The sequence below is a fragment of the Citrobacter freundii complex sp. 2025EL-00176 genome, assembly GCF_053309355.1.
In genome coordinates this window covers 123,358-143,037 of the sequence record NZ_JBRYHT010000004.1, presented here as the reverse complement: position 1 = coordinate 143,037, position 19,680 = coordinate 123,358, and the positions used below count along the sequence as shown (strand labels likewise).

Annotated in this window: 14 protein-coding genes and 3 tRNA genes; 7 read left to right on the top strand and 10 right to left on the bottom strand. The window is 53.9% G+C overall.

Translation table 11 applies throughout. The features are described from left to right. Nucleotides 1-37: 37 nt before the first annotated feature. The gene (fucR, locus tag ACVXHP_RS11325; RefSeq protein ID WP_447571480.1) at nt 38-757 is read left to right on the top strand and encodes an L-fucose operon activator; all 720 of its coding nucleotides are present in this window, start codon (nt 38-40) and stop codon (nt 755-757) included. 58 nt (nt 758-815) lie between these two features. On the opposite strand, the gene rlmM is transcribed toward fucR, so the two are convergent. From rlmM to ACVXHP_RS11305, 4 genes are all read right to left on the bottom strand, one after another. Further along, the gene (gene rlmM, locus ACVXHP_RS11320) at nt 816-1,916 is read right to left on the bottom strand and encodes a 23S rRNA (cytidine(2498)-2'-O)-methyltransferase RlmM (protein WP_042310750.1); all 1,101 of its coding nucleotides are present in this window, start codon (nt 1,914-1,916) and stop codon (nt 816-818) included. Beyond that, nucleotides 1,909-2,304 carry a DUF423 domain-containing protein gene (locus ACVXHP_RS11315; RefSeq protein WP_003034037.1) on the bottom strand — a complete coding sequence of 132 codons (396 nt, stop codon included), beginning with the start codon at nt 2,302-2,304 and terminating at the stop codon, nt 1,909-1,911. Before ACVXHP_RS11315 ends, rlmM begins: the two co-directional genes overlap by 8 nt. Before the next feature lie 18 nt (nt 2,305-2,322). Continuing rightward, nucleotides 2,323-3,240, bottom strand: coding sequence for a glycine cleavage system transcriptional regulator GcvA (gene gcvA / locus ACVXHP_RS11310; protein WP_003034035.1), 918 nt, complete (start codon nt 3,238-3,240; stop codon nt 2,323-2,325). Between the two features lie 363 nt (nt 3,241-3,603). Further along, nucleotides 3,604-3,831, bottom strand: a complete 228-nt coding sequence (locus tag ACVXHP_RS11305; RefSeq protein WP_016154261.1) for a YgdI/YgdR family lipoprotein — start codon at nt 3,829-3,831, stop codon at nt 3,604-3,606. A gap of 192 nt (nt 3,832-4,023) precedes the next feature. Here ACVXHP_RS11305 and csdA point away from each other — a divergent pair, with 192 nt between their 5' ends. Both csdA and csdE read left to right on the top strand, forming a co-directional pair. Further along, the gene (gene csdA / locus ACVXHP_RS11300) at nt 4,024-5,229 is read left to right on the top strand and encodes a cysteine desulfurase CsdA (RefSeq protein WP_447571479.1); all 1,206 of its coding nucleotides are present in this window, start codon (nt 4,024-4,026) and stop codon (nt 5,227-5,229) included. Next, nucleotides 5,229-5,675 (top strand): cysteine desulfurase sulfur acceptor subunit CsdE, encoded by a 447-nt coding sequence (gene csdE, locus ACVXHP_RS11295; RefSeq protein ID WP_200009347.1) that lies wholly within the window; start codon nt 5,229-5,231, stop codon nt 5,673-5,675. Before csdA ends, csdE begins: the two co-directional genes overlap by 1 nt. 76 nt (nt 5,676-5,751) lie before the next feature. Here csdE and tcdA read toward each other — a convergent pair whose 3' ends face one another. Then, on the bottom strand, nt 5,752-6,558 hold the full coding sequence (gene tcdA / locus ACVXHP_RS11290; RefSeq protein ID WP_447571478.1) for a tRNA cyclic N6-threonylcarbamoyladenosine(37) synthase TcdA: 807 nt from the start codon (nt 6,556-6,558) through the stop codon (nt 5,752-5,754). A 134-nt stretch (nt 6,559-6,692) separates the two neighbouring features. Further along, on the bottom strand, nt 6,693-7,790 hold the full coding sequence (gene mltA, locus ACVXHP_RS11285) for a murein transglycosylase A (protein WP_042310759.1): 1,098 nt from the start codon (nt 7,788-7,790) through the stop codon (nt 6,693-6,695). 205 nt (nt 7,791-7,995) lie between these two features. On the opposite strand from mltA, the gene ACVXHP_RS11280 reads away from it, so the two are divergent. The 3 genes from ACVXHP_RS11280 to ACVXHP_RS11270 all read left to right on the top strand — a co-directional run bounded on the left by ACVXHP_RS11280 (nt 7,996) and on the right by ACVXHP_RS11270 (nt 8,318). Then, nucleotides 7,996-8,072, top strand: a tRNA-Met gene (locus ACVXHP_RS11280). Nucleotides 8,073-8,120: 48 nt separating this feature from the next. After that, a tRNA-Met gene (locus ACVXHP_RS11275) sits at nt 8,121-8,197 on the top strand. A 44-nt stretch (nt 8,198-8,241) separates the two neighbouring features. Then, nucleotides 8,242-8,318: transfer RNA gene (locus tag ACVXHP_RS11270), tRNA-Met, on the top strand. Nucleotides 8,319-8,393: 75 nt separating this feature from the next. Here the strand turns inward: ACVXHP_RS11270 and amiC are convergent. Further along, nucleotides 8,394-9,647, bottom strand: coding sequence for an N-acetylmuramoyl-L-alanine amidase AmiC (amiC, locus tag ACVXHP_RS11265; RefSeq protein WP_042310761.1), 1,254 nt, complete (start codon nt 9,645-9,647; stop codon nt 8,394-8,396). Nucleotides 9,648-9,881: 234 nt separating this feature from the next. On the opposite strand from amiC, the gene argA reads away from it, so the two are divergent. Beyond that, complete coding sequence (argA, locus tag ACVXHP_RS11260) at nt 9,882-11,213, top strand: amino-acid N-acetyltransferase (RefSeq protein ID WP_061382378.1); 1,332 nt, start codon at nt 9,882-9,884, stop codon at nt 11,211-11,213. A 44-nt stretch (nt 11,214-11,257) separates the two neighbouring features. Here argA and recD read toward each other — a convergent pair whose 3' ends face one another. From recD to ptrA, 3 genes are read right to left on the bottom strand one after another with little or no spacing between them, the layout of a single operon-like run. Beyond that, the gene (recD, locus tag ACVXHP_RS11255) at nt 11,258-13,087 is read right to left on the bottom strand and encodes an exodeoxyribonuclease V subunit alpha (protein WP_447571477.1); all 1,830 of its coding nucleotides are present in this window, start codon (nt 13,085-13,087) and stop codon (nt 11,258-11,260) included. Further along, nucleotides 13,084-16,629, bottom strand: coding sequence for an exodeoxyribonuclease V subunit beta (gene recB / locus ACVXHP_RS11250; protein ID WP_447571476.1), 3,546 nt, complete (start codon nt 16,627-16,629; stop codon nt 13,084-13,086). Before recB ends, recD begins: the two co-directional genes overlap by 4 nt. Beyond that, complete coding sequence (ptrA, locus tag ACVXHP_RS11245; RefSeq protein ID WP_447571475.1) at nt 16,622-19,510, bottom strand: pitrilysin; 2,889 nt, start codon at nt 19,508-19,510, stop codon at nt 16,622-16,624. Before ptrA ends, recB begins: the two co-directional genes overlap by 8 nt. Nucleotides 19,511-19,680: the final 170 nt, after the last annotated feature.

Sequence of the window (19,680 nt, the reverse complement as noted above, 5' to 3'; positions counted from 1 at the left end):
CTGGTACGGGCATTCAGCATATGATGAGGAGCAGAACATGAAAGCGGCGCGCCAGCAGGCAATCGTAGATCTGCTTACCCACCACAAAAGCCTGACAACCGAAGCACTGTCTTTGCAGCTAAACGTCAGCAAAGAGACCATCCGCCGCGATCTCAGTGAATTACAAACTCAGGGCAAAGTGCTACGCAATCACGGGCGGGCCAAGGCCATTCACCGGAAAAATCAGGACAGTGGCGACCCGTTTCATATTCGACTCAAAAGTCACTATGCACACAAAGCGGATATTGCCCGGGAAGCGCTGGCATGGATTGAAGAAGGAATGGTGATCGCCTTAGACGCCAGCTCAACCTGCTGGTATCTGGCACGTCAGCTACCGGACATCGACATTCAGGTTTTTACCAACAGCCAACCCATTTGCCAGGAATTGGCTAAACGCGAACACATTCAGCTCATTAGCTCTGGCGGCCGCCTTGAACGTAAATACGGCTGTTATGTTAATCCCGCGCTTATCTCGCCGCTAAAATCTCTCGATATCGACCTGTTTATTTTTTCCTGCGAAGGGATCGACAGCGATGGCGCACTGTGGGATTCCAATGCCACCAACGCAGACTTCAAATCCATTCTGCTTAAGCGCGCATCGCAATCTTTATTGCTGATCGATAAAAGTAAGTTTAATCGTTCTGGGGAGGCCCGGATTGGGCGTCTGGATGATGTGACGCATATCGTGTCAGATACGCAACTGATTGAAACAACATAGAATTGAAACAACATAGACCGGATAAACGTTTACGCCGCCATCCGGTCTATGTGTAGCGTTATCGCTCGTCCCGGCGACCACCAACGGCCGCCCACAGGCGACGCACGTGTACGGTCACTTCTTCCCGATCATGATACAGCTGACGCGCCTGAATCTGGGCATTTACGCCATGCTCATCAAGCTGTGCCTGGATATAGGCCAGATTCTGCGATACCTCTTCGTATCGTTTTTTCATCGGCAGCTTGAGGTTGAAGATCGTCTCGCGACACCAGCCGTTGACCAGCCACTGCGCCATCAGCGCGGCAACCTTCGCCGGTTTCTCCACCATGTCGCACACCATCCACGAGATGTTGTTACGATTCGGGCGATACTTAAATCCGTCTTCGCGCAGCCAGGTGACCTGTCCAGTATCCATCAGGCTTTGCGCCATCGGACCGTTATCCACGGAATAAACCCACATGTTGCGTTTAACCAATTGATAGGTCCAACCGCCCGGACATGCGCCTAAATCCACTGCATACATGCCGTTGGCCAGACGCTCGTCCCACTCATCTTCTGGAATGAACACATGCAGCGCCTCTTCCAGCTTCAGCGTTGAACGGCTCGGCGCATCGGCCGGGAATTTCAGGCGCGGAATCCCCATGTAGAATGGAGAGTTATTGTCGGGCCAGGAATAACCGGTATAACAACAGCCAGGGGCGATAAAGAAAACATGAACCACCGGACGTTTCGGCGTTTCATATTTTGCCAGTACACCCGCTTCACGCAGCGCCGCGCGCAGTGGTACGGTAAATTTACGGCAGAACTTAACCAGCTCTTTGCTTTCATTGGTGTCGGCGACTTCGACCCGCAGATCGCCGCCTTTTTCCACCACGCCCTGCAACATGCCGACAATTGGCGTAATACGGTCTTCCGGCGGTAAATATTGCAGCAGTTCGCCCACAACAAACATCTGACGGGCAAAAATCAGCGAGCTAAACGGCAGTTCTTTCACTAGCTTTTCGGCATCGTCCTGCTGATAGCATTCGAAGATCACATAGCCCGCATTGTCTTTCACGCGGGCGAATCCGAAGATTTCCCGACGTCCTGCTTTATCCGTAATTTCTGCGGCGCACTCTTTTTCAAAACCCGGGCGACACAACAATACAACCTTATTCATGGCTAACGCCCTTACGTTTCAATCGAATAGCGCCCACTAACATCAGCGCCCAGCCCACAAGGAAGCTGAAACCGCCGACGGGGGTAACAAACGCCCACAGGCGTAAATGGGAGAGCGCGAGGCAATACAGGCTGCCGCTAAACAGCACCGTCCCTAATGCCAGAAACACGCTACTCCAGTAAAACCAAATGCTAATGCGTCGCTGCATGGCGACGGCCAAGCCGAAGATAGCCAGCGTATGAAACGCCTGATACTCAAGGCCGGTCTGGATCCAACCCATTTCAACAACACCCAGGGTTTTACTCAGAACATGTGCCCCAAAGGCGCCCAACGCCACAAAGATAAAACCACTTACGGCGGCAAAAATCAGCATAAAACGGCTGGTCATGTTAATACCCTACGTAATTTATTGTTCATAACGAAAGCGGAATTTTTCTTGTTCCGTGGCCGCTTTCGCCAGTATCCACTGACGGAAGGCGGCTATTTTACCCAGTTCTGCCTGACTGTCATGACAAACCAGATAAAACGCGTTTTTGCTGACCAGAACATCATTAAACGGACAGACCAGACGTCCGGCTTCAATTTCGGACTGCGCCATGACGTTATTCGCCAGCGCAATCCCCTGTCCATGGATGGCAGCCTGTAGCACCATGGCGCTATGGCTGAAGATAGGTCCCTGCTGTACGTTGATATGATTCAGGCCAAGCTGGCGCGTATAGGCTTGCCAGTCACGCCGCGACGCATCGTGCAACAATGTGTGTTTTGCCAGGTCATCCGGCGTCTTCAGTGGTTTATCACCGGTAAGTAGCAGCGGCGAGCAGACCGGCAATAAATATTCTGCGTACAATTTTTCAACGCGCAGACCCGGCCAGTTGCCGCGTCCGTAGAAAATCGCCACATCAACATCGTCAGCCAGTTTGTCTTCCTGACGGTCCACCGCCTGGATCCTGACATCGATTCCCGGATAAGCTGAGTTAAAGCTAGAGAGTCTGGGCACCAGCCATTGGATCGCGAAACTGGGCAATAAACTAACGGTAAGCGCACCTTTTGCACTGCGTGCCTGAAGTTTACGCGTCGCGTCAGTTAATTGCGAAAAAATCTCTTTGATGTCGAGGAAATAGCTTTGACCTTCTTCTGTTAACAGCAAAGATCGATTGCGTCGACGAAACAGCTTCAGCCCCAGGAAATCCTCGAGTGACTTGATTTGGTGACTTACTGCGGCCTGCGTCACAAAAAGCTCTTCCGCTGCGCGGGTAAAGCTCAAATGACGCGCTGCGGCATCAAAAACACGCAATGCATTTAGGGGTGGTAATCGTTTTGACATGACTTTTAGGCTTTGATGTTAAATGAATTTAACAATTATCTAACAGGCTGTAACCTATTAGTTTTTTTTATCTGAGCCATTATAAATTGTCCGTTGAGGTTCTACCAGCAAATACCTATAGTGGCGGCACTTCCTGAAGCCGGAACGAAAAGTTTTATCGGAATGCGTGTTCTGGTGGGCTTTTGGCTTACGGTTGTGATGTTGTGTTGTTGTGTTTGCAATTGGTCTGCGATTCAGACCATGGTAGCAAAGCTACCCTTTTTCACTTCCTGTACATTTACCCTGTCTGTCCATAGTGATTAATGTAGCACCGCCAAATTGCGGTGCTTTTTTTTGTCCGACTTTCTGTCGATGACTGTCCGGTTAGTTATCCAGTTCTACCATCTCTTTCACATCGGTACGGTTAATCTGCTGTTTGTTGCCGTTAGCGTCTTTATACGAAATCATTCCCGTTTCATTGTCGGTCTGTGGCTTGCCATCAGATACGATTGATCGACCATCGTTGGTGTGCATCACGTAATTCGATCCAGAACAGGCGCTCAGGGCAAAAGTCAGCATACAGGCAGAAATAATTGCGGCAGTCTTTTTCATCTTCTTCTCCTTAAAGCGATTTATGCTATTAAAAACACACTCCGTAACAGGCAAAATTGCTCGCCTAACGCTATTTAGCATAAGACACTATGAGGACTTTGCCAGGATATCCAGAGTATTCCGATGGTTAGCACAACCCTTGTGTCAGCGTCTGTTTTGCGCGACGATCGGTTTATTGAACTGAGGATGATCATGAACGCATTTAATCCCGCGCAATTTCGCGCACAATTTCCCGCACTCAACGATGCCGGCGTCTATCTCGACAGCGCTGCTACGGCACTGAAGCCGCAAGCCGTTATTGAGGCGACCCAGCAATTTTATAGCCTGAGCGCCGGGAACGTGCATCGCAGCCAGTTTGCCGAAGCGCAACGCCTGACCGCGCGCTATGAAGCTGCGCGGGAAAAAGCCGCACGCTTGATCAACGCCCCGGATGACAAAACGATAGTCTGGACCCGTGGCACGACGGAAGCTATCAATATGGTTGCCCAAAGCTATGCGCGGCCGCGCTTACGGCCGGGCGATGAGATTATCGTCAGCGTGGCGGAACATCATGCCAATCTCGTTCCCTGGCTGATGGTGGCTCAGCAAACGGGAGCGAAGGTAGTCAAACTCCCGCTCAACGCCCATTTGCTACCGGATGTTGAGCGTCTGGTTGAGCTCATCACGCCGCGCAGTCGTATTCTGGCGCTGGGGCAGATGTCGAACGTCACCGGCGGTTGCCCGGATTTAGCCCGCGCCATTACGCTCGCCCATGCGGCTGGCATGGTGGTAATGGTTGATGGCGCGCAGGGAATTGTGCATTTCCCCGCCGACCTGCAGCAGTTAGATATTGATTTCTATGCGTTCTCTGGCCACAAGTTGTATGGCCCTACCGGTATTGGCGTCCTGTATGGTAAGCCAGAGTTACTGGAAGCCATGTCACCGTGGCTCGGCGGCGGCAAAATGATTAGCGAAGTCAGCTTTGACGGTTTCACCACCCAGGCCGCTCCCTGGAAACTGGAGGCCGGTACGCCTAACGTGGCTGGCGTCATCGGGCTAAGCGCAGCGCTCGAATGGCTGGCGGACATCGATGTTGCGCAGGCCGAAAACTGGAGCCGGGGTCTGGCGACGCTGGCAGAAGACGCCCTGGCAAAACGTCCCGGTTTTCGTTCCTTCCGTTGTCAGGACTCAAGTCTGTTAGCCTTTGATTTCGCTGGCGTTCATCACAGTGATATGGTGACACTGCTGGCCGAATATGGCATTGCGCTGCGCGCAGGGCAACACTGCGCACAACCACTGCTGGCGGAACTGGGCGTATCCGGGACCCTACGCGCCTCTTTTGCGCCCTATAATACGCAAAGTGATGTGGATGCGTTGGTCGCAGCCGTTGACCGCGCGCTGGAAATATTGGTGGATTAATGACAAGCCCTTTATTCGCCGGACACCCGTTTGGCACAACCGTAACTGAAGAGACGTTGCGTACTACGTTTGCCCCACTCACCCAGTGGGAGGATAAATATCGTCAGCTAATTCTGCTGGGTAAACAGCTTCCGGCGCTGCCTGATGCGCTAAGGGCGCAGGCAAAAGAGATTGCGGGATGTGAAAACCGCGTCTGGCTAGGATATACCCTGCACCAGAACGGCACCCTGCATTTCTTCGGCGACAGCGAAGGCCGCATTGTACGCGGGCTGTTGGCGGTATTGCTCACCGCCGTTGAAGGTAAAACCGCAGCGGAGTTACTGGCGCATTCACCGATGGCGTTATTTGACGAGTTAGGGTTAAGCGCGCAGCTCAGCGCCTCGCGGAGCCAGGGCCTGCATGCGTTAAACGAGGCGATTCTTGAGGCGGCCCGGCAAGCCGGATGACGAGCTAATGCGTCTTTTCCGGCCTACAACACCGCTCGAACCGTAGGGCGGATAAGCATAACGCTATCCGACACTATCAACTCTGGCGCGCTGCTTTCGCCATCATCTTCTTCAGCGCATGGGAAACGGCAACAAAGCCAAAGGTAGCCGTCACCATAGTAGCGGCGCCAAACCCTGAGGCGCAATCCATACGCTTCGGCCCTTCCGCCGTCGCCTTCATGGCACACACCGAGCCATCTGCCTGCGGGTAAACCAGCGCCTCGGTCGAGAACACACAGTCCACGCCCAGCTTGCCTTTACTGTTTTTCACCACGCCAAAATCACTCTTCAGCCGCTCACGCAGCTTGGCCGCCAGCGGATCCTGAATGGTTTTTGCCAGATCAACCACCTGAATCTGCGTCGGATCGATCTGCCCGCCCGCACCGCCGGTGGTTACCAGCGGAATTTTATTGCGCCGACAGTACGCAATCAGCGCCGCTTTCGGGCGCACGCTGTCAATGGCATCGATGACATACGAAAATCCCGCATTCATATATTCAGCAACGTTATCCGGTGTGACAAAATCATCGACCACGTTCACCCGGCACTCCGGGTTAATCTGGCGGATACGTTCCGCCATCACCTCAGCTTTTGCTAAACCAACGTTATCGCGCAGCGCATGGATCTGACGGTTAGTATTGGTGACACACACATCATCCATATCGATGAGCGTAATCGCGCCAATGCCGGTACGCGCCAGCGCTTCCGCCGCCCACGAGCCCACACCGCCAATCCCGACCACGCAAACATGCGCTCCAGCAAATAACTGCAGCGCGTTTTCGCCATACAGACGCGCCGTGCCGCCAAAACGCTGACGCCAGGTGTCATTGATAACCACAGACATAGAACCTCAAATATAGAAAACAAAAAGAGCGGACAAATACCGCCCTTGATGACTGCATCACTGCCTGATGGCGGCTACACCTTATCAGGCCTACATTATTGAGTAGGCCGGATAAGCGAAGCGCCATCCGGCAATTAACCGCTAAAAACGTTACCCGCGTTGGCCGCTGTTTTCAGCACCCACACGCGTCCGTAGTGATTATACCACCCTGCACGATGTCCGGCGTCAGCGCCAATGCCCTGATAGATGTCAAAGTGCTGGCCTTTAATCGCACCGCCCACGTCCAGCGCCACCATCAGGCGCAGTTCGTACTGACCGGTGAACTTACCGTTATTGTCCAGCAAGGGGACTTCCGCCAGTAACGTGGTGCCCGCAGGAATGATACTGCGGTCAGAAGCCACGGATGCGCGACCAATCAGCGGTACCGCGCTGGCCCCTTTCACCGGCGCAAAAGATTGCGGCTTAAAGAAGACAAACGATGGGTTCTGCTCCAGCAGCTCACGCACTTCAGCCTCGCTGTGCGTTTCTCCCCAGTGGCGAATGGCCTGCATCGACATATCTTCTTTTTTCACTTCGCCACGGTCGATCAACACCTTCCCGATACTGCGGTAGGCATGGCCATTTTTCCCGGCATAGCTAAAGAAGTTAAGCGGGCTGCCGTCGCCAAAATCGATATAGCCACTGCCCTGAACATCCATAATAAAGTTGTCCATCAGGGAGTTGCTGTACGCCAGAATATAATTATCGCTTAGCGCGCCTGCGTAGATCTCAGCACGAGAGGGTAAACGTCCGCGTTTCGGCGGCATGCGGTAGATAGGATACTGGAACTCACCCTGACGCGTGTGGCGCGCCTGAATAACCGGCGTGTAATAACCAGTAAACTGGACGTTACCGTAGTTGTCCGCCCCTTCCATTTGCCACGCGTCAATACCGAACTGACGCATGCTGCGGGTATCGCCGCCCGCACGTAACCACTGCTGGATGGCATTATAGACATTGCTCTGATTGCCATATAAACGTGGCGATGCGCTACGGATCTGATTAACCTGCTCGGCGAAATCACCGGCATTGATTGGCGCGCCAACCGCATCAGGTTGGTTCACCAGTGAGAAAGGCTGGGTAAATTTCCCGTCTTTATACTGCTGCCCACGATCGGTGGGTTTTGAGGAACACGCGGCGAGCATCGCAACGACTGCTCCCGCCAGAAGATATTTTGCCCAACGTCCTTTCATTGTTCTCGTCTTATGTTGCCTGAATGCGAGACGAAGATAACAAACCCCCGTACCTAATGAAATGCGTATGCATACCCGAACGCAAATTTTGCGCAAAAAACAATCCAGAATGCGTTGTTTTTGTTCATTTTCACCCTAAAAACGTGATCAAGGTGAAAAAAGGGTTGCATGAAAATGCGAGCAGAGTATAGTGCGCATCCACGGACGCGGGGTGGAGCAGCCTGGTAGCTCGTCGGGCTCATAACCCGAAGGTCGTCAGTTCAAATCTGGCCCCCGCAACCAATTAAAATCAGAAGCAGTAACGTTACTCGATGGAAGAGTAATGACGGACGCGGGGTGGAGCAGCCTGGTAGCTCGTCGGGCTCATAACCCGAAGGTCGTCGGTTCAAATCCGGCCCCCGCAACCAATTAAAATCTGATGCAAGTTTACTCGATGAAGAGTAAAGACGGACGCGGGGTGGAGCAGCCTGGTAGCTCGTCGGGCTCATAACCCGAAGGTCGTCGGTTCAAATCCGGCCCCCGCAACCAACACATTAAACACCTTAACGGGTGTTTTTTTGTATCTGTAGTTCGTTAAAAAAAGCGCTTTTCAGCGCTTTTTTGTTATCCCCTTCTCGCCAGCGTCGCACCATCAGCAAAGTAGGCTTTAATCCCTGCCAGAATCGACTCCGCCACTTCCTGCTGGAAGGTCGCCGTCTTCAGCTTACGTTCTTCTTCAACGTTACTGATAAATGCTGTTTCCACGAGGATAGAGGGAATATCCGGCGCTTTCAGCACCGCGAACCCGGCTTGCTCAACCTGATTCTTATGCAGGTTGTTAATTTTCCCGAGCTTGTTCAGCACCGCTTTGCCAAACTTCAGGCTGTCGGCGATGGTCAGTGATTGCACCATATCGAACATGGTGTGGTCGACATAACGGTCACCGCTTTTGCTGACGCCACCGATGAGATCCGAGGCGTTCTGGGTTTGGGCCAGATATTTTGCCGCGGTACTGGTTGCCCCTTTCGTGGAGAGCGCAAACACCGACGATCCGCTGGGTTGCCGGCTAGTAAAGGCATCGGCGTGAATAGAGACAAACAGGTCCGCACGCTGTTTCTGCGCTTTCGCCACACGCACTTTTAGCGGAATGAATATATCTTCATTACGCGTCATAAAGACCTTCATGTTGCCCTCTTTCTCAATAAGGGCTCGCAGGCGACGGGCAATTTGCAGTACCACATCTTTTTCGCGCGTCTTGTATTTCCCCACCGCACCGGAGTCTTCTCCACCGTGCCCGGGATCCAACATAATGACAATCGGACGATCGCGCCCCGCTTTACCCGGCTGCGGACCACTTTGCGCAGGCGGCACCTGTTTATCCAAATCGCCTTTGTTGTAATCTTCAAGCAACGCCAGCAGCGGATCCTGAACATCCTGCGCATTGGCAGGATAAAGATCCATGACCAGACGCTCTTTAAAACCGGCGACAGGAGCCAGGGCAAAGAGTTGCGGCTTCACATTCTGCTTCAGTTCGAACACCATCCGCACAGTCTGCGGGTCAAATTGCCCGACTCTCGCCGACTTAATATAGGGATCGTCAGGACGAATCTGCGCGCCGATGCCCTTAAGCACCGAGTTCAAATTAACGCCTTCAATATCGACAACCACACGCTCAGGATTACTCAGGGCAAACTGTTTGTATTTCAGCAAACGGTTGGATTCCACCGTGACGCGGGTATAACTGGACGCAGGCCAGATACGTACGGCAACGACCTGACTAACGGCAGCCAGACCGACCTGACTGACGCTCAAAAGCCACATAGCACCCGCACCTTGCAGTAAACGACGGCGACTGATTGCTGAATTGGATCCCGACATGCTTCTCCCGAGCAAAAGAAATCTTTATTGAAGTAATACGTAAAACGTCCGAATTGACCGGAAACTTTAGCGAATGACGCATAATCTGTCATCTATAAAAGGGTAAACATTCTTTTTATATTCACGGCATTACTGAAAAAAATCTGCGGCATGGGTAAAAATTACGCTTGCGCACGGCGCCAAAACAGAATAAAAATACATAAATTACGAATAATCATGCAACGAGGGTGTGCCGTGGTGAAGGAGCGTAGAACCGAACTGGTACAGGGATTCCGCCATTCTGTTCCCTATATCAATACCCATCGGGGAAAAACGTTTGTCATTATGCTGGGCGGCGAAGCCATCGAGCATGAAAACTTTTCCAGTATCGTCAATGACATTGGGCTTCTTCATAGCCTCGGCATCCGTCTTGTCGTGGTTTATGGCGCACGACCGCAAATTGATGCCAACCTTGCGGCGCATCATCATGAGCCGGTGTACCACAAAAATACGCGCGTCACCGACGCTAAAACCCTGGAGCTGGTCAAGCAGGCCGCAGGGTTGCTCCAGCTTGATATTACCGCTCGCCTGTCGATGAGCCTGAATAATACGCCATTGCAGGGCGCGCATATCAATGTGGTCAGCGGTAATTTTATTATTTCTCAGCCGCTGGGCGTTGATGACGGCGTGGACTACTGCCATAGCGGGCGTATTCGTCGTATTGATGAAGAGGCCATTCACCGTCAACTGGACAGTGGCGCGATAGTCCTGATGGGACCAGTCGCCGTTTCCGTTACCGGTGAGAGCTTTAATCTGACGTCAGAAGAGGTCGCCACGCAGTTGGCTATCAAACTGAAGGCGGAGAAAATGATTGGCTTTTGCTCCTCCCAGGGGGTCACCAACGATGATGGCGATATTATTTCCGAATTGTTCCCTAACGAAGCCCAGGCGCGCGTCGAGTCACAGGAAGAGAAAGGTGACTACAGCTCAGGCACGGTGCGCTTCCTGCGCGGTGCGGTGAAAGCTTGTCGCAGTGGCGTACGCCGCTGCCACCTGATCAGCTATCAGGAAGATGGCGCATTGCTGCAGGAACTGTTCTCACGCGATGGCATCGGTACGCAAATCGTGATGGAAAGCGCCGAGCAAATTCGCCGCGCCACCATTAACGATATCGGCGGCATTCTGGAGCTCATCCGTCCGTTGGAACAACAAGGCATTCTGGTGCGCCGCTCCCGCGAGCAACTGGAAATGGAAATCGATAAATTCACCATTATTCAGCGCGATAACCTGACTATCGCCTGCGCCGCTCTGTACCCCTTCCCGGAAGAGAGGATTGGCGAAATGGCGTGTGTGGCGGTGCATCCGGACTACCGTAGTTCGTCACGCGGGGAAGTATTGCTGGAGCGGATCGCCGCGCAGGCCCGGCAAATGGGGCTGAGTAAGCTGTTCGTACTGACCACCCGCAGCATCCACTGGTTCCAGGAGCGCGGCTTCACGCCGGTGGATATCGATCTGCTGCCGGAAAGCAAGAAAGAGATGTACAACTATCAGCGGCGTTCAAAAGTGCTGATGGCGGATCTGGGGTAAGCGTGGTTGCCGGAGGCGGCATAACTGCCTTATCCGGCCTACATCTACATCATACCGTCATTAAATAATGCTGATAGCCCGCTGCGGCGTTCGGTACGCATGACAATTGCCCCGCCCAATATTCGTTCATCGGCATACAGCGACAAACGGCGGCGCGCACGGGTTACGGCGGTATAGACCAGCTCGCGGGTAACCACGGGGGAATGCTGGCTGGGTAAAATCAACGCCGCATGGTCAAACTCAGATCCCTGCGATTTATGTACCGTCATCGCCCAGGTGGTTTCATGCTCAGGCAAGCGGCTGGGTTGCACCGACTTAATCGAACCGTCCGGCAGCGCAAACCACACCCGCAGCCCTTGTCCACGATCGAGGGCAATGCCAATATCACCGTTAAATAACCCCAGCGAACTGTCATTACGCGAAATCATTACCGGCCTTCCCTCATACCAACGACTGTGCGTCGAACGGTGAATTTTACGTTTTTGCGCCATCACCTGCTCAATGCGTTCATTCAAACCGCCAACACCAAACGGGCCTTCCCGCAAAGCGCATAGCAGCTGATACTCATTGAAGGCCTGAATGACGGCATCCGGCGCGGCACCCTCGCGTAGTAAATCCAGGTAGTGCCCATAACCTGCCAGCGCCTCATCCAGCATCGCGGCGTAATCTTCACTGCTGTGTAACGTGCGTTTTTCGATATCGCTGAATCCCTGCTGGAAAACCGCTTTTACCGCAGCTTTGTCACCGCGATTAATCGCAGCAGCCAATTGACCGATCCCAGAGTCACTGCCGAAACGATAGCTTTTTTGCAGCAGACACAAGCTGTCACGCAACGCCGCCGCCTGAGTACCCGTTCCCGCCGGAATAGCGCTACCGGTCAGGCGACTAAGCTGCCTGGCACGTTCCGGGGTAAATCCTTCGCTGACAAAAGCACAGATATCCCCGAGCACCGCCCCCGCCTCGACGGAGGCGAGCTGGTCACGATCGCCGAGAAAAATCACCCGCCCGTGCGGCGGCAGGGCATCAATAAGGCGCGACATCATCGGCAAATCAATCATCGACGCTTCATCCACCACCAGCACATCCACATGCAGCGGGTTCCCCGCATGATGACGCAGACGCTGGCTGCCAGGCTGAGCACCTAATAACCGATGCAGCGTACTGGCATCATCGGGAATGCGTTTCTTTTGCTCATCGGTAAGCGGCAGTTCTCGCAGCGCCGCCCCCAGCGAGGCGGTCAGACGTGCAGCCGCTTTTCCCGTTGGCGCCGCCAGACGAATACGGCAGCGTTCACCATCCATCATCTGGATCAACGCCGCCAGAAGCCTCGCGACCGTTGTCGTTTTTCCGGTGCCCGGTCCGCCGGAGATCACTGATATACGGCGGGTCAGCGCCACAGCAGCGGCCACCTTTTGCCAGTTAACGCCTTCCGATGATGGAAACAGCGCCTCCAGCGTATCGGTCAGCCGTTGTTCATCCACCTCAATGGCGTGGTTAACTTCACTGAAAAAACGCGCCACCGCGCGTTCGTTATGCCACATGCGGTTCAGATACAGGCGATCGCCGTACAGCACCAGCGGGGTCGGTTGCTCGCCACGGCTTACTGCCCCGGAGGCCAGCAAACATTCCGCCCAGTCTTCAGGCTCGCCCATCTCAACAAGCCAGGCGCTTAACAGAGGATGAGCATCGTCGCGTAAGGATAATCGCGAAAGCGGTAAGCAGACGTGCCCTTCTCCCGCTTCGCGGCTGAGCAATGCCGCAGCCAGCGCAACCGCAGGATTGTCATTTCCGGCCACTGCCAGCGCAAACTGGGCATCCAGAGGCCGGAGCTGTTTTTGCTCAACGGCTTCCAGTAATCGTTTCTGGATTGTCATGACATCTCCTCCAGCTCCGCACCGGCAAACATCTCATCCATCAAGGCGATCAATTCTCCGTCTGGTCGGGTGGCGTAAATTCCCTGCTGCGGATCTTCGCCATCAACGCCACGCAGGAAAAGATAGATAACCCCGCCAAAATGTCGTTCATAATCATAATCAGCAATGCGATGGCGTAAGTAGCGATGCAGCGCCAGGGTATAAAGTTGATATTGCAGGTCGTAGCGATGCGCCTGCATGGCTGAGGCCATCGCCGGCTGCGTGTAGGCTGCGCTGTCTTCACCCAGCCAGTTAGATTTGTAATCAAGCAGGTAATAACGCCCCTGGTGGCGAAACACCAGGTCAATAAACCCTTTAAGCATGCCGCGTACCTGCATAAAATCCAACGCGGGGCAGCCCGCTGAAAGCGGATCGTATTTACGGATCAACGCATCAAGTCGGCTGGCCATCAGCGGCTGCGAAATCGGCAGATAAAACTCCATCTCCACCTGTTTTTCACGGCCGGAAAGTTGACTCAAACTGACGCCCGTTTCGTTGAGAGGTGCCAGCAAAATGGCGTCCAGCCATGCGGTCAGAACCGACGTCCAATGCGCGTCATAACCGCCAAGGGCCAGTTTTTCCTCGACCCAACGCGGATCTACCGGTTGGGTAAAATCAAGGTCCTCAAACAGGCTATGCAAAAATGTGCCCGGCGAAGCGCCGCGCGGAAACTGATGCGGTGTGAGTCCTGACTCCACAATGACCTCGCCAACGCCTGTGGCATCAACATCCAGGCGCGGGATCAGATCCTGCGCGATTCCATTTCCGCGCTGTTGCAGGCCAGAATAACTGGTCACGCGCCAGCCGTCGCCGGGGGTACGTTGCAGCGTTCTCGCACTCAATGTAGAGCTGATCGGCTGTGCGACCTGCCAGCGCTCACCGTCCGGTTGACCTGGCGTCAGGCAGGCAATGTCGTCGCAACCCAGCGCATCAATCGCGCTACGCAGACCCACTGCATCCATGGGTTCCCCTTTTTGCAACAGGCGACCAAGGGCGCTCTGATGCACATCGGTATCCCCTTTTTTATCGCCCCGACGACGTACCAACGGCGCAACGCCAAGGCTGCAGTGCCATACCGAACGGGTTAGCGCCACGTAGAGCAAGCGCAGGTCTTCCGCCAGGCGTTCAGCCTCTGCCAGCTCAACGCTCTCCCTGGCGTCACTGAGATCCAGTACCGCCTCAAAAGAACTGCGATCGTGGTAGAACGCCTGATCCTGGACGCGGAAATTCGTGATAAACGGCAGCCAGACCAGCGGATATTCCAGCCCTTTCGATTTATGAATGGTGACGATTTGTACCAGATGCTTGTCGCTTTCCAGCCTGAGCTGCTGGCTGGACGCGTTGCTGTCCGGTTCAAGAATATGCTGGGACAACCAGCGCACCAGCGCATGCTCGCTTTCCAGTTGCGATCCCGCTTCCTGCAGCAGCTCGCTGATATGTAAAATATCGGTCAGGCGGCGTTCGCCCCCTGCCGTCGCCAGCAGGTTTTCCGCAATCTGGCGGTTGGTCATCAGCGCACGCAGCATCGGCATGACGCCGCGTTTATGCCAGATTTGACGATAGCCGTCGAATTCTTCAACTACCGCATCCCAGGCATTCTCGTCGTTATTTAATGCTTCAATATCCTGCGCATTCAGCCCCATCATTGAGGTCGCCAGCGCGCTACGTAGCGTGTTTTCCCGTTCCGGCGTCATCACCGCTTGCAGCATCCACAGCAACTCCTGCGCTTCCAGCGTTTCAAATACGCTGTCACGGTTAGAAAGGTAGACGGAGGGAATCGCCAGCTGCGTCAACGCATCGCGGACCAGCGCCGCTTCCTGGCGGCTACGAACCAGAACGCTGATGTCTGAGGCGCGTACCGGCCTGGATGCTTTACCGCTGACCAGTTGCGCATCACCAGAGTGTCCGGCCTTCAGCCAGTCGCGAATTTGCGTCGCGCACACCTGCGCCATGTAGTTCTGGTAGTCGCCAACGCCACAACTTTCCCCTTCCATCAGCCACATACTCATTGCGGGCTGCGTTTCGCCGTGTAAAACAAACCGTAGCGACTGGTTTTTCTCTGCAAATTTTACCGGGCTAAAGGGGATTTCGCGGAACATAAAGGCGTCGTCCATCTGGCTGAAAAGCGTATTCACGCTATTGACCATGCCGGGGGCAGAACGCCAGTTGGTGTCGAGCGTATAGTGTGCGCTGACTTCGCTGCGCGCCTTCATATAGGTGAAGATATCCGCGCCGCGAAACGCATAAATAGCCTGTTTGGGATCGCCAATCAATAGCAGCGCAGTCTCCGGCTGATGCTGCCAGATCCGGCGGAATATGCGGTACTGCTGGGGATCGGTATCCTGAAATTCATCGATCATCGCGACCGGAAAACGGGTACGGATAGCCGTCGCCAACGCATCGCCGCTGTCACTGCGCAACGCCGCATCCAGACGGCTGAGCATATCGTCAAAGCCAAGCTCACCACGTCGGCGTTTCTCTTCGGCAACCGTGGCGCGGATTTCCGCCAGCGCCCGGGTGATCACCAGATCGCGGAGAGTTAACGGTTCGCCAAGCAGTTCATCAATGGAGACGAAAAGCGGGTGCTGAGGCGTTACGCCCCCCGCTTTAGTGCGCTCTTGCAGAAAACGCTGTGAGAATTTCTCCAGAGCGTCAGGAAGCTGGTAACTCTGAGTGTCTTCCTGTGCCCAGGCGCTGATCTTTTCGATCCACTTCCCCTGGTTACCGCGATTAAATTTACGCCGGTCGATACCGGAGGCTTCCAGCAGGCCGTCAAGCTCATCAACGGCATCACGCCATTGCTGCTTAATCTGGTTAATGCGGGCGAGAATTTGTTCGTGTCGGGAGGCCAGCGTTTCGTCATCGGACGGGGGAGCCTTGATCACCGGCGCTTCACCCTGCAGATAGCGATCGATATCCCTCAATAGCGCCTGAGGACCTTTCCACGTTTCAAAAATGACCTGCGCAATGTCGCGGGACAACGGATAGCAATGCCGCCGCCAGAAGTCCGCGCACGCCTGATAACGCAGCAGTGATTCGTCTTCAATCAGTTGCTGTTCAAACAGCATGCCTGACTCAAAGGCGTTGAGGCTCAGCATACGCTGACAAAAACCGTGAATGGTAAACACCGCCGCTTCATCCATCTGTCTTTCAGCCAATAGCAGCCACTGGGCGGCCTGTTTTTTATCGGCTATTTCGTCTAACAAACGGGCATATAGCGGGTTGTCGGTGGTTTCACGTAGGCAGGCAATACGCAGCTCATGAATGTTGCTACGAATTCGGCCACGCAGCTCTTCGGTGGCCGCCTCGGTGAAGGTGACCACTAACAGTTCTTCAACGGTCAGAGGACGTGGGAAGGCGGCAGAGCCGCCCAGTCCAAGCAGTAAACGTAAATACAGGGCGGCGATGGTAAAGGTTTTACCGGTGCCCGCAGAGGCTTCAATCAGGCGCTCGCCCGTCAGGGGCAAGCGCAGTGGATCAAGGGACTCAGCGGCATCATTCATTCTTGTCACTCATCAGGGGTAAGGTTTGCTGCAACGCGCTGACGGTCTGCCACACTTTCCAGCCTTCCGGGCGCACGTATTCTGCTTTCCCGTTCTGACTGCCGGAAACCTGTGACAGTATCGCCATGCCTTGCGGCTCAACCACCGCCTGATGGAAGAAGTCGGCAAGTTTTTGCGGCGTCAGCAGTTTAATCTGAGCCACTATTTTATCACGTGAATCGAAGCGCATATTGCCGCGATCAAAATCTTTGCTTAACTGTGAGGCTTCTTCCCCCAGCGTTTGCGGCGCCTGTAGCATTTGCGCAATGATCGCCTGCTGAATTTGCGCAAACTCTTCAGGTTTCATTGCCCGCAGCTTCGCTTCCGCCGTCGGGAAAAATGCTTTATAACGCTCCCAGAGGTAAGACGGTTGCTTATCACTGCTTTGTAACAGGAATCCCATGCCCCACTGACGACCAACGCTCATCGGGAAAGCAAATACGGCATAGCCTAACTGCTCTTCAGTACGCAGTTGATTGTAGAACCACGGTTGAACAATTTGCCCTAACATGGCGCTGTAGGCTGAGCTGGTGTATTCGTCATAACCGGTTGGCACAAATACCGCCGCCAGCGCAGAATCCGTGCTGCTGCCCGCTTTCTCAAAGATGACGGACTGCTTCTTGTCCACGACCACTTCTTTGTTCCGGCACCACTGCGAGCCATTCGCGCCAAGCTGTTTCTGAATATCCTGCGTCATGGTTGTAGCCTGAGCTTTGCTCATATTACCCACCACCAGGAATTCGGGACGCGCTCCCGCTTTTAAAGCATCGCGGTAAGACATCACCTCTTTCAACGTAATGGATGGCAATAACGCGCGACGTTCATCGCGTGAGAAATAGGGCACCTGAGACAACATTTGCACCGGCATAATCGCCTGGTCATAGGCTTTACCTTTTTCCGCAGAGTCCATCATCTGGGCGTACCAGGATTTCGCCTGTGCCAGTTGTTCGTCCGTTGAGGTGTAGCTGAAATAACCGCTCAATAACGCCTGAAAAAGCTGCGGCAGACGTTGAGTGTAGCCATTAGCGTTAAGCATCAGACCATTGTTAGCGTTGGTCGAAAAACCTATTCCACCTACCGATGCCTGGTTGCTTAACTGATCGAGCGCAATACCCGCCAGATAATCGTTCAGGGCGAATAATACCTGGTTGCGCGCGCTATCCATCGCTTTCGGGTTACGCAGGATCACGCTGACATCAGCCTTCGGCTCGCTGGCAAAATACTGGCTTGGCGCATACACCACGCGCAAATCCGGCTCATCGACGATCAGTTCCGGGTGAGCGTATTTTTTATCCGCTTTGATCAGCGTGAAATCATCCGGAATGTAGGGGTTCAGCTCTGGCAAAGACAGCGCAATGCCTTGCGCTTTTTGCTGCCAGTCAGCAAAAATTTTGTCGCTGATTTTGTCCACCTGATAAGGCGCATCGACAAAATAAGCGGTTTTATTGTGCGGTTCTTTCGCGCTGATATACCAGATACGCGCATTCTGCGGCGTCATCATTGCCAGCCGTTGCGTAATGGCTTGCGCATCGTATTGGTCGGCAATATTCACCGCATCCAGCGTATGCTCGACGGGAACGCGGATCATGGTATCAGCCAGCCATTCCACGTAGTCCATATCACGAGTGATTGAGGGATAACGGAAATCGAGATCCAGCACATGCGCCAGTTCGTCAAAGTAGCGTTTATCGACGCCTTTCTCACGTAACAGATTGAGATAGCTAAAGATGGCCGCGACTACTTCATCGCGGTTCGCCAGCCCTTTGTCGGTTAACGTTGCGGAAATGGCTAACACACCGCTGTTACCATTAACCACCGGATCGGAGTCCGCGCGAATACCCTCGACCAGCCCCTGTTTTTGCAGCCAGTCGGACAGTGTACCAGGACTACGATTGCCAATCAGATAGGTCACCAGCTCATCGGTTTTACTGCGGAACTGTGCGCTGTTGTTATCGATACGAAACTCGACGCGCAGGACTTTACGCGGCATTGCCGGCACATAGTGGATGATGACGCCTTTTTGCGCGTCGGTGACAACCGGCACGGTAATCTCTGGTTTTTCGATATTTCTGTTCGGTACGCGGCCGAAAGTATCAGCGGCTATCCGCGCCAACTCTGGCAGTGGTTTATTGCTATAAATCACCGCCTTCATCAGGTTCGCGGAGTAGTATTTTTCATGAAATTTTTGTAATGCCAGCACCACCGGATTACCCGGTTTATCGCTTAATGTCTCCAGATTTCCACCGGAGAAACGCGAGCCAGGGTGCGCCGGGTTGATGGTCTCAGCGCTGACCTGCGCCATACGCATCCCATCCCGGGTACGCGCCAACGTCAGTTCGGAGTTCACTGCGTTACGCTCGCGATCGGCATATTTTTTATCCAGCAATGGATCGGCGATCGCGTCCGCCAGTCGATCCACCGCCCCCACCAGCGCGTCGTTTTCGACTTCAAGATAGAAAGCGGTACGGTAAGGCGCTGTGCTGGCGTTGTGGCTGCCGCCATGCATTTTCAGGAACTCAGCCAGGCTGTCAGGCTGCGGGTATTTTTTCGACCCCATTAGACACATATGTTCGAGATAATGCGCCAGGCCCTGATGATCGTCCGGATCTTCCAGCGAGCCAACAGGCACCACCAGTGCAGAAAGGGATTTCACGGCCTGCGGATCGGAAACCAGCAACACGACCATGCCGTTATCAAGGCGCACGGCCTGATACTGGCGGGTATCTTTATCGCTTTTACGGATGGTTTCAGCTAAAGGCTGCCAACCGGTATCTGCCTGACTTACGGGAACCCAAAGGGCGACGAACAACAATAATGCGCTGAACCAGGTGCTGCGGGGCATTCACAAACCTCATCATTAACGTATTCACCTGTTCACTGCAAACCACATATCGATACGTGGCCTGAACAGGGCAAGACTTCGTGCTGGACAAGCCAGCATCTTCTCTTTGTAAGAATCAGTCCGTGACAGAATGCGCATCATAGTGGAAGCCATTAAATTGCGCAATTTTT

Bases quoted from the DNA above. Each gene is read 5' to 3' on its own strand.
- fucR (WP_447571480.1), top strand. From the start codon at position 38: ATGAAAGCGGCGCGCCAGCAGGCAATCGTAGATCTGCTTACCCACCAC.
- rlmM (WP_042310750.1), bottom strand. From the start codon at position 1,916: ATGAATAAGGTTGTATTGTTGTGTCGCCCGGGTTTTGAAAAAGAGTGC.
- ACVXHP_RS11315 (WP_003034037.1), bottom strand. From the start codon at position 2,304: ATGACCAGCCGTTTTATGCTGATTTTTGCCGCCGTAAGTGGTTTTATC.
- gcvA (WP_003034035.1), bottom strand. From the start codon at position 3,240: ATGTCAAAACGATTACCACCCCTAAATGCATTGCGTGTTTTTGATGCC.
- ACVXHP_RS11305 (WP_016154261.1), bottom strand. From the start codon at position 3,831: ATGAAAAAGACTGCCGCAATTATTTCTGCCTGTATGCTGACTTTTGCC.
- csdA (WP_447571479.1), top strand. From the start codon at position 4,024: ATGAACGCATTTAATCCCGCGCAATTTCGCGCACAATTTCCCGCACTC.
- csdE (WP_200009347.1), top strand. From the start codon at position 5,229: ATGACAAGCCCTTTATTCGCCGGACACCCGTTTGGCACAACCGTAACT.
- tcdA (WP_447571478.1), bottom strand. From the start codon at position 6,558: ATGTCTGTGGTTATCAATGACACCTGGCGTCAGCGTTTTGGCGGCACG.
- mltA (WP_042310759.1), bottom strand. From the start codon at position 7,790: ATGAAAGGACGTTGGGCAAAATATCTTCTGGCGGGAGCAGTCGTTGCG.
- amiC (WP_042310761.1), bottom strand. From the start codon at position 9,647: ATGTCGGGATCCAATTCAGCAATCAGTCGCCGTCGTTTACTGCAAGGT.
- recD (WP_447571477.1), bottom strand. From the start codon at position 13,087: ATGACAATCCAGAAACGATTACTGGAAGCCGTTGAGCAAAAACAGCTC.
- recB (WP_447571476.1), bottom strand. From the start codon at position 16,629: ATGAATGATGCCGCTGAGTCCCTTGATCCACTGCGCTTGCCCCTGACG.
- ptrA (WP_447571475.1), bottom strand. From the start codon at position 19,510: ATGCCCCGCAGCACCTGGTTCAGCGCATTATTGTTGTTCGTCGCCCTT.